The organism is Streptomyces sp. NPDC039430 (assembly GCF_055639435.1).
Map to the genome: position 1 here is coordinate 661907 of NZ_JBVKAK010000002.1, position 12628 is coordinate 674534.

A 12628-nucleotide genomic window follows, 5' to 3' on the forward strand; every position below is an offset into this window, starting at 1 on the left:
GGAATCTCCACATCCGGATCGATGCTCTTCCGTTTCCGTCCCGCTCGCCGGGGACCGGTTGACGCGCGTCAACCCGTAAGCGAGCACGGGGAGTTGGCGTATCGGCCGCCGGGTCGGGCGGTTACGGGTTCGGTACGTTGGAGTCCGGGTCCTCGACGTAGTCCCACAGCCAGTTGTCGGCGCCTCCGGACAGGCCCATGAGATTCAGTGCCCCGGTGGCCGCTTTCCCCTCCGGCGTCAGCTCTTTGCCGGCTGCTTCCAGCGCCTCGACGTACTTGTCGGGATTGCCGCGTTTGGCCTTGGGGTCGAAGACCGCGACATTGGTCTGACTGTACGGACCCAGCCAGCGCGCCAGCGCCTGCTTGGGGTTCAGGTACGCCGCCGGACGTCCGCCGAGGTGCTTGGCGAACAACCGGCAGCGCAGGTCCTGCGCCACGGTGGTGGCGCCGAAGGCGGAGCGGCGCGCGCCGGTCAGGTCCCCGGCGACAACCACGTCGGCCTCGGAGTTGTAGGTATAGCCGCGCCGGTCGGCGTTGGCCGAGCCGGTGATCACCAGCTCGTCGTCGAAGATCCAGGTCTTGGAGTGGACATAGGAATGCGGACGGTCCAGGCGGCGGTGGAGGACGCGCCAGCGCTTCTGGGTCGGATCGACCGCCTGCAGGGGCGCCAGCACTTCGCGTCTGCGCGGCCAGACCTGTTCGATGTCCGCCGCGTCGGGGTGCAGTACCAGGATCACGAGCCGGAAGTCCGTGCCGGAGTTGGCCAGTTTCTTCGCCAGCTCCTGCCCGACCCACTTGTGGACCAGGTACTGGTCCTCCAGGTAGATGAACTTCTTCGCCTCCGTGATCGCCTTGCGTACCGCCCGTCCGATCTGCTGTACGCCCTGGGACGGGTCGTAGAAGCGGTAGAACCTCGTCGTCCTGTTGACGGTCATGTCGCCGCTGCGGGGACCGCCGCCGGTCGCCAGGGCTTGGTTGATGGGCGCGGCGAACCGGTTCAGCAGCAACGAATACAGATAGCTCGACTCGAACCTCGGGTAGGTGCGGCAGACCTGGACCAGGTCGCCGCCGTTGTCCGGCCCCAGCGACCGATACGCCGGCTTCAGGTCGGAGCCGTGGTCCTGGTGGTCGTTCCAGCGCTCGACGAACACCTTGATCAGTTCGTTGGCGCCGTCTCCGAAGATCTTGCAGTGCACGTCGTGCAGGCCCTGCGGGCCGATCCGGTCACCCCACAGGTCCATGCCGCCGCAGTAGGCGAGAGATGCCCTGGGCTCCTCGGCGTCGGGGCCGGTGACGAAAGCCTGGATCTTCTGGTGATGGGCTCCGGCCAGCGGGGTCCTGCGGTCAAGGATCGCCTTGCCGTGCGACAGGCCATTGATGAACTTCACCGCGTCGGGGGTGCCCGCGCCACCGGTCATGATCGAGTTGTCCCACAGCATCGCGCGGACCACGCCGCCCTTGGCGTCGAAGTGCGACAGCAGCTGCGACAGGTTCGCCAGGCCGGGGGTGGGCGGGTTCGGCCGCATCGGGAGCTTGTGGTCGTAGGACCAGCCGAGGAAATACGCCTCGGCGTCCTTGCCCGCCTCGTACTCCAGCCGGTCGCCGATGTCCTCGAAGGCTTCCTCGCCGGTGATGAAGAACGAGACCTGGTTGTTCTCGGTCACCGGCTGCATCCCGGCGCCGGCGTCGTACCAGTGCCGGTACTTGTCCTTGGCGTTCATGGCCGCGTCGCCTTCACACGATGGTCCCGAGGTCCGAACTCACCGCGATGTCCGTACCGGACGTCGGGGTGTACTCGGCCCATTCGGCGATCATCGCGCCTTTGGCTCCTGGTTGCAGCACCGCGAAGGGCGTGCTCGAACCGTCATGGGCGTACGTGAGTTTCGCGACCGTCAGCTGGGTGGGGCCGGGGACGGCGATCAGCTTCTGCGCCTCCTGGATCACCGCTCCCGCGGCGTTGCGTTTGTCGACCGAGTCGATGACGACGTTGTCGCCGACGAGGAACCGGGCACTGGAGTCGACCCTGATCGTCACCGGCCCGGCGCTGGGCCCGATGACCATGGTGGACGACGTGTAGGCCGCCTCCTGCAGCCGCACCGAGGCGCGGTCGGGGTTGGCGGGCGGAATCCCCGGGTAATTGCGGCTGTCGTAGGCCGCGATCTCCCGGGCGATATTCAGGTAGTACGCGCCCGGTTCGTAATCGGGGTCGGTGAACCCGCTTTCGGCGAACCGCAGCCACTGCTCCTCGAACCCCTTGCGGACGGTGAGGACGACGCGGGCGGCGCCCGCGCGCAGGAACGCCTGCCTGGTGGCGTCGGGATGCTGGATCTGGCGGATGAACTCCCAGCTTGCCGGTGTGTCCCAGAAGTATGAGTACAGCAGGCTGACGACGTTCTCCCATTCGATGGCCTGGTTGATGAAGCGGACGATGTTCTCGTGCCGCACGGTGGCCGCGTACTCGACGTCGCTGATCTTGTCCGTGAGTTTGTTGGCGACGAATCCGATGCCGTACCGCGACTGGCTCCCGCCCGATTCGTCCGAACTGGCCTTGGCGAACACGGACACGACGTCGTCGGTCATGTACTGGTACTTCTCGCCGGCGATGAAGCGGATCACGGATTTCATGATCTCGTCGCTCTCCTCGCGCCGCAGAGTCAGCGTGTCGACGCGTGCGAGCTGGTCCTCAAGGGCCGCGATCTGGGTGGCGACGTCCTGCTGCTGCGCGTAGTACCTGGTCTGCGCGGCGTCGAACAGCGCGTCCCACACGTCGGAGCGCCACCGTTCCTCCGCGTCGGCCGTCACCTTGGTCGTCGCCCGGAATTCCAGGGTGGCCGTGACGACATCCGCGAAGTACATGGTGATGCTCTGGGAGCCGCGTTGTCCGGCCAGAAAATTCCCGCCGGTCCTGGAGATCAACAAGAACGGCGGATAGTTCTGGTCGGGTTGACCGGCCACGTCGAAAGTGGATCCGACGATTCCCATGACAAAGCCCTTGCCCGAGGGCCCGGTGACGCGTCCGGCCATCGTGACCGATTCGATCTCGTAGTTGTCGGGGACCGGAACCGGCATCCGGAAGCTTCGGTTTCCCTCCCCGAGGCCGGGGATCGGCTCATTGCAGACGATGGTCTTTCCCGCGTCGGGATATTCGGGTACCCGGGCGTCGTACTGATCGGCCAGCTGCTTGTAGCTGCCCTTGGTGATGTCCTCGCGATTGACGCGGAACTCGAAGGGTTTGAGCTGGGCCCGCAACAGGTGCAGATCACGGAAGGTCCCGCGCAGCGTCGCGCCGGGTTCGGGGATCGTGATGTCGTAGGTCAGCCGCAGTCCGTACCGGTACAGCCGGACCCGCCACTTGCGCATCATGCTGAAGTAGTCGATCCGGATGGACCGGTCGTCGTGAGGGTTCCTCATCGTGCGGGTGGTGGCGACCTCGGAACCGGTCACTGTCGACGTGGAGATGGTGACCTTGTGCTCCTGCTGTGAGCGGGTGGACGCCTTCTGGGTCAGGGACTTGGCGTGTTTGCGGCTTTCGGTGGCGGACTGCGAGCCCGCGTCCTGCATGGTGAAGCCGCTGGACGCCGAGCCCGAGATCACCGGGATACCGCCCGAGACCGTACCGGTCACATTGAACTGATTCGAGTGCTGCGTCTGCGAGGAGGTCGACTGTGCCAATTCGGTGTTGTCGGTGACCCCGGTTTCGCTGAACTGCTCCAGCGAATCGGTCACAATGGAGGTGAATTCCTTGCTCCGGACCGACCATTCCTTCTGGACGACGGCGGTCTCTTCCAAGGGCGCCAGCGGGACCGTCGCGATCAGCTCGCCGCGTTCGACACCGGCCGGGGCCATCTCCAGACGCTCCAGATTGAGCATGCCCAGCGGTCCCTGCGCGGTGTTGATCGCGAACGTCTGGGTCGCGACGAGCGCCCGCGCCCACGCGTCCCGTGCCGGCTCGGCGTCATCGGGCCCGGCTTCCCCGGCTCGTCGCCCGCGTAATTCCACCACGGCATCGCCGAGCGACCGCAAGGCGGACACCGGCAGCGCGGCGATCTGCCGCGGCGACGGGGGTACGGCGGATCCGGCGGCGGGCCCGAAGCGGGCGGCCAGGGTCAGGGCTTGGGCAGGCGCGCCGCGCTGGGTGCCGCCGAGCGTCTCCGCCTCCTCGGCACGCAGGCCGAGCTGCCGCATGAATCCCGATTTCACCAGCACATGGCCGGGCTCGGCGGCTTGCTCCGCCACGGGCACCAAGGTCGCCTTGGCGATCTCGCGGGTGGCGCTTTCCAATACCGGCGGTTGTGGCGCGGCAGCGCCGCCGGGTGGTCCGGAACGTGCCTGGTGGGCCGCGATGTCCTTGGCCGGCTGATCGATGCGCTGAGATCCCACTGGACTCTCCCCCTGTTCGCCGGGCACGTGCCGATCGACGTGAGCGATGGGTCCTTGCGGGTGCCCGGGAGACCGTGGAAAGTCTGCAACGGTCATTGCTCGGTGGCAATCACCGTAAATGGTGAGTTTGCCGTGCCGGAAAGGGCATTTCACCTGGTCTGCCCGTGGTTCCGGAACCCACACCCTCACAATCCGGCACTCAGGAGTACGGACCGAGGGTTTCCTCCGGTCGGCCTGTCGCACTTCGCGAACTCCTGGGAAACAATGTCCGCGAACAACTCAGCCTCCGGCACAGGGAGATCCGATGCTCAGACGCACCGCCCGACTGTTCCTCAGTTTTGTCATGGCCATGTCCTTCGCCTGGGCGGGGGCGCTCGCCACGGCCGGTACGGCACACGCCGACGGCTGCTACACGTGGTCCCGCACTCTCTCCCAGGGCGCCTCGGGCGCCGATGTCACCCAGCTCCAGATCCGGGTGGCCGGCTATCCGGGGACCGGCGCCGTACTCGCCATCGACGGTGCGTACGGACCGGCGACCACCGCCGCGGTGAAGCGCTTCCAGTCCGCGTACGGGCTGGCCGCCGACGGGATCGCGGGCCCCGCGACCTTCAGCAAGCTCTACGCGCTCCAGGACGACGACTGCACCCCGGTCCACTTCAGCTACGCCGAGCTGAACACCTGCAACAGCACCTGGGCGGGCGGCGCGGTCGACGCGGCCACCGCCAAGTCCAACGCCCTGCGCACGATGTGGAAGCTGGAGGCGCTGCGCCACGCGCTGGGCGACCAGCCCCTCCGGGTCACCAGCGGCTTCCGCTCCCAGGCGTGCAACGCCGCGGTCGGCGGCGCGGCGGGCAGCCGCCATCTCTACGGGGACTCCGCCGACCTCGGCTCGGGACCGCACTCCCTCTGCACGCTGGCGCAGACGGCCCGTAACCACGGCTTCAACGGGATCCTCGGCCCCGGCTACCCGGACCACAACGACCACACCCATGTCGACCACCGGCCGAGCCGCTTCTGGTCGGCGCCGAGCTGCGGCATCTGACATCGTCCGTACACCGGCAGAAGACGTCCGTACGTACGGTACGGCGGTACGTACGGCACGGAACCGGGGCCTCACGCGACGTGCGAGGGGCCCCGGAACGTACGGCGGTACGCGTTCGGGGTCGTCCCGAGCGTCCGCAGGAAGTGATGGCGCAGCCCGGCCGCGGTCCCGAACCCGGCCCGGCCTGCGACGCTGTCCACCGTCTCGTCCGTCGCCTCCAGCAACTCCTGTGCCAGCAGCACCCGTTGGCGCAGCAGCCAGCGGTACGGGGTGGTCCCCGTCTCCTGCTGGAAGCGGCGGGCGAACGTGCGCGGCGACATATGGGCGCGCTCGGCCAGCTGCTCGACGGTCATCTCGCGGTCCAGATGCCGCTCCATCCAGCCGAGGACGTCACCGACCGTGTCGCAGCGGCTGCGGGGCAGCGGGCGCTCGATGAACTGGGCCTGGCCGCCGTCGCGGTGCGGCGGTACGACCATGCGGCGCGCGATCGCGTTCGCGACCTCGGGGCCGTGCTCCTTCCGTACGAGATGGAGGCAGGCGTCGATCCCGGCGGCGGTGCCGGCCGAGGTGATCACCGGCCCCTCGTCCACGTACAGCACGTCCGGCTCGACGACGGCGCGTGGATAGGCGCGGGCCAGCTCCGCCGCGTGCAGCCAGTGCCCGGCGCACCGGCGCCCGTCCAGCAGCCCGGCGGCGCCGAGCACGAAGACCCCGGAACACACGCTCAGCACCCGCGAGCCCCGGTCCACGGCGCGGCGCAGCGCGGCGAGCAGCTCGGGCGGGTGTGCGCGCCGGGCGTACGAGGCACCGGCCGGTACGGCGATCAGATCGGCCTCTTCGAGCCGGTCCAGGCCCTGCATCGAGCCGATCGTGAACCCCGCGTGGGTCCGCAGTACGGGCCCCTCGGCCGACACCACCGCGAAGTCGTGCACGGGGAGACCCTCGTCGCTCCGGTCGAGGCCGAACACCTCGCACAGGACGCCCAGCTCGAAGGGATGGACTCCGTCCAGCAGGACAACGGCCACATTGTTCAGCATGGATCCAGTGTGGCAGTAATTCGATGGTTGATGACAGTCCTGCCACTGCTTTCCGTGCCGGGAACCGACGACAGTGGGGGCATGGACACCTTCCTGACAGTTCTCGCCCTTATCGCCCTGTTTGTTCTGGTGGGTCTGCCGCCGCTGATCTGGCACCTCAAGGACCGGGCGATCGACCGCCAGCTGCGCCGGGCCGAACACCCGGAACGCCTTGTGCCCCCGGTACGGCCAGCGGCGCCCCCGGGTCCCGCCGACGCCGCGCCGACGCCGCGCGCCCGAGCCCCGCGTGCCCGAGCCCCGCGACCAGTGCACCGACCGCGTACCACAGCAGGTCAGGGGCGTTGAAGGTCGAACCGAGCACGAGCCGCGCGAACACACTCCGCGCGGCCAGCTCGGCCGGCAGAGCGGTGAGCTGAAACAGCTCGACGGCCCAGCTGAACCCGAGCGCGACACCCCCGGCGACGAGGGGCCGCACTCGCGGCGCGGCCACCACGACCAGCGTGTACACGAGCACGGTGTAGAGCGCGTCCCCGCCGTACTTGACGACGTCACCGCCCCCGCCCCCGACACCCCGGATCCCGAGCCCGGCCCCCACGGTCAGCAGCGCCGCACCACCCGCGACCAGGCGCGTACGCACGAGAGTTCCCATGAGGAGAGACCTTATGCGCTCGCACACCCCCGGTCAGGCGCGGTTCCGCGGTTCTTGGTCGCCCGCGCCCGGCTATCGCGACGACGTGTCGCTGGCCTGTCCGGTGGTCGGGTCAAGGATCAAGAGCTTCACGGTCCCGATCATGCTCGTGACCGAGCAGGGAACGTGCATCGTCCAGGGGCCGCGGATGTGTGACGCTGAGACTCTGAGCCAGATGCGGATGCCCGACTACGAGACCTCTCTGCGGAGTTGGGGAGTTCCTCGAAGCCAGGAACCTTCGGTCTCACTGCATGCCTGGCTCGGTGGTCGCGAAGGAGAGGAAGGCGGTCCAGGGGGCGGCGGCGATGTGGAGTATGGGGCCCTGCGCCGTTTTTGAGTCGCGGATGAGGACGGTGGTGGGGGCGATGGCTACTTCTACGCAGTTACCGCCGCCGGAACCGCTGTAGCTGCTCTTGAACCATGTCAGCTCAGTATTCATGCTTCTCCTGCCACACGCTCGATCAGACGTGCAGACTTCTCTGCATTCAGGGCCTGCGTCCGCAGCTTGCCATAGCGCAGTTCGAAGGCACTGACATTTGCGGCGTCGGTGATCACCACTCCCACATCCTGGGACTCGATGTAGCCGACCCTGCGATGCTCCAAGGTCTCCAGAACCACCATAGGTCCGCCGAGTCCCGGGTGGAACCCGCTGTCCGAGGGCATGATCTGGATCTCGACGTTGCGCATCAGCCCCTGTTTCAAGAGGTGTTGAAGCTGCGTCCGCATCACGTCGGGGCCGCCCACTGCGCTGGTCAGGGCCGCCTCGCCGATGATGAAACAGGTCTCCACCATCGGCGTCCGCGTCAGGAGCTTCTGTCGGCTGAGTCTGGCTTCGAGATGCTGCTCGATAGTGTCCTCGGAGAGCGATGGACAATGTCGTGAGAACAGCGCACGCGCGTAGTCCTCGGTCTGGAGCAAACCAGGAATCAGCAGCGGATCGAAGTCGTACCTGCTTACCGCATCCGTCTCGATCAGCGCGAAGTCCTGGAAGAACAACGGAAGTTTCGCCAGGTCCACGTCGTCCTGCAACACCGCCAGCGTCCCGCCCGCCTTCAGCCTGACCTCCGCCGCGTCCGTGAACGCCGACTTCGCCGGCCTCCGGCCCTGCTCGATCGAGGCGAGCTGGTCGCATGAGTAGCCCACCGCCTCGGCGAGTTCCTGCTGTGTCAGGCCGGACTTGTTACGCCAGAGCTTGACCAGCTTTCCGTACGCCACCCAGACGCCCGGCCGGTCGTCGTCCTGTGCCCGCTGCTTCTTCTGACGGCTGGTTCCCATGCCTCACACCCCAATGCGCCGATGTGCGAATGTGGTTCACGTGTAAACACGCGCGGCGGAGCGCCGGTCACTGCCCGTGACCCGTACAGAAACGCAACCTGGTCGTACATGCCGTACAGGTACGCCCGTCCGCCCTGGTCACGCTAGCCGCGTGACGGGACGGTTACCCTATGAAGTCGGAAATTGCCTCCCTTGTCGCCCCGACGGAGCCGACCGCCCCCGCCCAGCTCGCCGCTCCTCCGCCGCTTTCGCCCCTGTATCCGCCGTCTCGGATCAGGCTCAGTTCCAGCCATCGCGGCGCGCGGCTCGCGCGGTTGCTCGCCGCGCAGCAGTTGGAGGAGTGGGGGATTCCGCGTGCGACGGCCACCGGCGCCGTGGTCGTGGCCGTCGTCGCGGAGCTGGCCGCGAACGCCGTCACCCATGGCCGTACCCCCGGGCGGGACTTCGAGGTGCGGCTGGCGCTCTCGGCCGTCGTCGTCCGGGTCGAGGTCCTCGATACCCGGCCCGACCGGCTTCCCCGGGTCCCGGGTCTGACCCCGCCGCCCCCACCGGACGTGACCAACGGGCGCGGGCTGCTGCTCGTCGCCGCGTATGCCGACCGGTGGGGGTGGAGCGTGCGTGACGCGTACACCACCAAGACCGTCTGGGCCGAGGTGGACTACCAGCGCCTGGACGCGCGGGCCTAGAAGTCGTCGTCGAAGCCGACCGTGCCCTCCACCGCGACCTGGTACGCCGACGGGCGGCGCTCGAAGAAGTTCGTCAGCTCCTGGACGCCCTGGAGCTCCATGAACGAGAACGGGTTCTGGGAGCCGTAGACCGCCGGGAAGCCCAGGCGCTGGAGGCGCTGGTCCGCGACGCACTCCAGGTACTCGCGCATCGACTCGGTGTTCATGCCCGGCAGGCCGTCGCCGCACAGGTCGCGGCCGAACTGAAGCTCCGCCTCGACCGCTTCCTTCAGCATGTCCGTGACCTGCTGCTCAAGGGCGTCGTCGAAGAGGTCCGGCTCCTCCTTGCGTACGGTGTCCACGACCTCGAACGCGAAGTTCATATGCATCGTCTCGTCACGGAACACCCAGTTGGTGCCGGTGGCCAGGCCGTGCAGCAGGCCGCGCGAGCGGAACCAGTAGACGTACGCGAACGCGCCGTAGAAGAACAGCCCCTCGATACAGGCCGCGAAGCAGATCAGATTCAGCAGGAAGCGCCGGCGGTCCGCCTTCGACTCCAGGCGGTCGATCGTCTCGACAGAGTCCATCCACTTGAAGCAGAACTGTGCCTTCTCGCGGATCGACGGGATCTCCTCCACCGCGTCGAAGGCCGCCGCGCGGTCCGCCGGATCGGGCAGGTACGTGTCCAGCAGCGTCAGATAGAACTGGACGTGTACGGCCTCCTCGAAGAGCTGGCGGGAGAGATAGAGCCGCGCCTCGGGGGAGTTGATGTGCTTGTAGAGCGTCAGCACCAGGTTGTTCGACACGATCGAGTCGCCCGTCGCGAAGAACGCGACCAGCCGCCCGATCATGTGCTGCTCGCCGGGGGAGAGCTTGGCGAGGTCGGCGACGTCGGAGTGCAGGTCGACCTCCTCCACCGTCCAGGTGTTCTTGATCGCGTCGCGGTAGCGCTCGTAGAAGTCCGGGTAGCGCATGGGCCGGAGCGTCAGCTCGAAGCCCGGGTCCAGCAGGTTCTTCTCCGAAGTGGTCATTACTGGCAGGCCTCGCAGGACTCGGGGTTTTCCAGGGAACAGGCGATGGCGTCCTCGTCGGGCGTCATCTGCGCGGGTACGGGGACGGGCGCCGGCCGGGCCGCCGACGACCCCCCTGCCGCCCGCGCGATGCGCGTCGCCGGGCGCGAGCGCAGGTAGTACGTCGTCTTCAGGCCCTTCTTCCAGGCGTACGCGTACATCGAGCTGAGCTTCCCGATGGTCGGCGTCTCCAGGAACAGGTTCAGCGACTGGCTCTGGTCCAGGAACGGCGTACGGGCCGCCGCCATGTCGATCAGGCCGCGCTGCGGGATCTCCCACGCCGTGCGGAACAGCTCCCGCACCTCCGCCGGGATCCAGGTGAAGCCCGCCACCGAGCCGCTGGACTCGCGCAGCGCCTCGCGTGTCTGCGCGTCCCAGACGCCGAGCCGCTTCAGTTCGTCCACCAGGTACGAGTTGACCTGGAGGAACTCCCCGGAGAGCGTCTCGCGCTTGAAGAGGTTGGAGACCTGTGGCTCGATGCACTCGTACACGCCCGCGATCGAGGCGATCGTCGCCGTCGGGGCGATGGCGAGGAGCAGCGAGTTCCGCATGCCGGTCGTGGCGATCCGGGCGCGCAGCGCCTCCCAGCGCTCCGGCCAGTTCAGCTCCACGTCGTAGTGGTCGGGGTGCAGCACCCCGCGCGCGGTGCGCGTCTCGGACCAGGCGGGGAGCGGGCCGTCGCGCTCGGCGAGCGCGCAGGACGCCTCGTACGCGGCGAGCATGATCCGCTCGGCGATCTTCGTGGAGAGTGCGGCGGCCTCGGCGGAGTCGAAGGGCAGCCGCTTCTTGAAGAAGACGTCCTGGAGGCCCATCGCGCCCAGGCCCACCGGGCGCCACCTCGCGTTGGAGTTACCGGCCTGCTCGGTCGGGTAGAAGTTGATGTCCACGACCCGGTCGAGGAAGGTCACGGCCGTGCGGACGGTCTCGTCGAGCCGCTCCCAGTCGATGTCCCCCGACTCCAGCACGAACGCACCGAGGTTGATGGAGCCGAGGTTGCAGACGGCCGTCTCCCCGTCGTCCGTCACCTCCAGGATCTCCGTGCAGAGATTGGACGAGTGGACGACGCGGCCGGGCTCGGCGGTCTGGTTCGCCGTACGGTTCGAGGCGTCCTTGAAGGTCATCCAGCCGTTGCCCGTCTGGGCGAGGGTACGCATCATCCGGCCGTACAGCTCCCGGGCCGGGACGGTCCTGCGCGCCAGTCCCGCGGCCTCCGCCTCGCGGTAGCGGGTGTCGAACGCGTCGCCCCACAGGTCGACCAGGTCCGGCACGTCGGCGGGGGAGAAGAGGGACCAGTCGCCGTCCGACTCGACCCGGCGCATGAACTCGTCCGGGATCCAGTGCGCGAGATTCAGATTGTGCGTACGGCGGGCGTCCTCGCCGGTGTTGTCGCGCAGCTCCAGGAACTCCTCCAGGTCCGCGTGCCAGGTCTCCAGGTACACGCAGGCCGCGCCCTTGCGCCGGCCGCCCTGGTTGACGGCCGCGACCGAGGAGTCGAGGGTGCGCAGGAACGGGACGATGCCGTTGGAGTGCCCGTTGGTGCCCCGGATCAGCGAACCGCGCGAGCGGATACGGGAGTACGAGAGCCCGATGCCGCCCGCGTGCTTCGAGAGCCGCGCCACCTGGTGGTACCGGTCGTAGATCGAGTCCAGCTCGTCCAGCGGGGAGTCCAGCAGATAGCAGGAGGACATCTGGGGGTGGCGCGTACCGGAGTTGAAGAGGGTGGGGGAGGAGGGGAGGTAGTCCAGCCGGCTCATCAGCCGGTAGAGCGCGGCGACCTCGTCGAGCGCGCGGGCGCTGTCGTCCTCGGCGAGTCCCGCGGCGACGCGCAGCATGAAGTGCTGCGGGGTCTCGATGACCTGGCGGGTGATCGGGTGGCGGAGCAGATAGCGGCTGTAGAGGGTCCGCAGCCCGAAGTAGCCGAAGCGGTCGTCGGCGTCCTGGTCGACGAGCGCGTCGAGGAAGTCGGCGTGCAGCGTGACGAAGCCGGCCGTACGGTCCGCGATCAGGCCCTCGCGGTGGCCGGTGGCGACGGACGCGGAGAACGCCACGGCGCCCTGGCCCGCGGCCTCGTCGGCGATGGTGCGGGTCAGCAGCCTGGCCGCGAGCCGGGAGTAGGCGGGGTCCTCCGAGATCAGCCCCGCGGCCGCCTCGGTGGCGAGCGCGCGCAGCTCGGCCTCGTCCGACCGGGCGTTGCGGCCGCGCAGCGCGGCGGCGGCGACTCTTCCGGGGTCGGTGTCGGGCAGATCGGCGGTCAGGTCCGTCAGGGTCCGCAGCAGTGCGGACCCGGGTCCGTCGGCCGCCCGCGCGGCGGCCTCGGAGATGCCTGAAGCCGGATCGGCTGGCGCGATGGTCACGTGGTGCTCTCCCTCGCTCGGCTCTGGGCCGTCGGGGAGGGGAGCGGGCTTGTTCTCGCGGTACGGGGCGTACGGCCCGGATGCGGGCAGCACGGCGTACGGCGCCCACCGGCCCATC

General features: G+C 68.4%; 10 protein-coding genes. 2 read left to right on the top strand and 8 right to left on the bottom strand.

Translation table 11 applies throughout. From position 1 onward, the window contains the following. Positions 1 to 121: 121 nt before the first annotated feature. Both ACZ7LS_RS08015 and ACZ7LS_RS08020 read right to left on the bottom strand, forming a co-directional pair. A complete protein-coding gene (locus ACZ7LS_RS08015) occupies positions 122 to 1720 on the bottom strand; it encodes a phospholipase D family protein (RefSeq protein ID WP_382675439.1) in 1599 nt (532 codons plus the stop codon). 13 nt (positions 1721 to 1733) lie between these two features. Next, complete coding sequence (locus tag ACZ7LS_RS08020) at positions 1734 to 4379, bottom strand: hypothetical protein (RefSeq protein WP_385321131.1); 2646 nt, start codon at positions 4377 to 4379, stop codon at positions 1734 to 1736. A 304-nt stretch (positions 4380 to 4683) separates the two neighbouring features. On the opposite strand from ACZ7LS_RS08020, the gene ACZ7LS_RS08025 reads away from it, so the two are divergent. After that, positions 4684 to 5421, top strand: coding sequence for a D-Ala-D-Ala carboxypeptidase family metallohydrolase (locus tag ACZ7LS_RS08025; RefSeq protein WP_385135333.1), 738 nt, complete (start codon positions 4684 to 4686; stop codon positions 5419 to 5421). A 71-nt stretch (positions 5422 to 5492) separates the two neighbouring features. Here the strand turns inward: ACZ7LS_RS08025 and ACZ7LS_RS08030 are convergent, their stop codons facing one another. The 4 genes from ACZ7LS_RS08030 to ACZ7LS_RS08045 form a co-directional block, all read right to left on the bottom strand. Continuing rightward, positions 5493 to 6458, bottom strand: a complete 966-nt coding sequence (locus ACZ7LS_RS08030) for a GlxA family transcriptional regulator (RefSeq protein WP_382524953.1) — start codon at positions 6456 to 6458, stop codon at positions 5493 to 5495. A 157-nt stretch (positions 6459 to 6615) separates the two neighbouring features. Beyond that, positions 6616 to 7107, bottom strand: coding sequence for a ribosomal maturation YjgA family protein (locus ACZ7LS_RS08035; RefSeq protein WP_385135335.1), 492 nt, complete (start codon positions 7105 to 7107; stop codon positions 6616 to 6618). A gap of 283 nt (positions 7108 to 7390) precedes the next feature. After that, a complete protein-coding gene (locus tag ACZ7LS_RS08040) occupies positions 7391 to 7585 on the bottom strand; it encodes a DUF397 domain-containing protein (protein WP_385135337.1) in 195 nt (64 codons plus the stop codon). Then, positions 7582 to 8421: a helix-turn-helix domain-containing protein gene (locus tag ACZ7LS_RS08045; protein WP_385135339.1), complete on the bottom strand. Its 840-nt coding sequence runs from the start codon at positions 8419 to 8421 to the stop codon at positions 7582 to 7584. The genes ACZ7LS_RS08040 and ACZ7LS_RS08045 overlap by 4 nt, the downstream gene beginning before the upstream one ends. Positions 8422 to 8591: 170 nt before the next feature. Between ACZ7LS_RS08045 and ACZ7LS_RS08050 the strand changes: the two genes are divergently transcribed. Beyond that, positions 8592 to 9107, top strand: a complete 516-nt coding sequence (locus ACZ7LS_RS08050; RefSeq protein WP_129770410.1) for an ATP-binding protein — start codon at positions 8592 to 8594, stop codon at positions 9105 to 9107. Here ACZ7LS_RS08050 and ACZ7LS_RS08055 read toward each other — a convergent pair. Further along, on the bottom strand, positions 9104 to 10117 hold the full coding sequence (locus ACZ7LS_RS08055) for a ribonucleotide-diphosphate reductase subunit beta (protein ID WP_385135341.1): 1014 nt from the start codon (positions 10115 to 10117) through the stop codon (positions 9104 to 9106). The two genes, ACZ7LS_RS08050 and ACZ7LS_RS08055, sit on opposite strands and share 4 nt — an antisense overlap. Continuing rightward, complete coding sequence (locus ACZ7LS_RS08060; protein WP_385135343.1) at positions 10117 to 12510, bottom strand: ribonucleoside-diphosphate reductase subunit alpha; 2394 nt, start codon at positions 12508 to 12510, stop codon at positions 10117 to 10119. Before ACZ7LS_RS08060 ends, ACZ7LS_RS08055 begins: the two co-directional genes overlap by 1 nt. Positions 12511 to 12628: the final 118 nt, after the last annotated feature.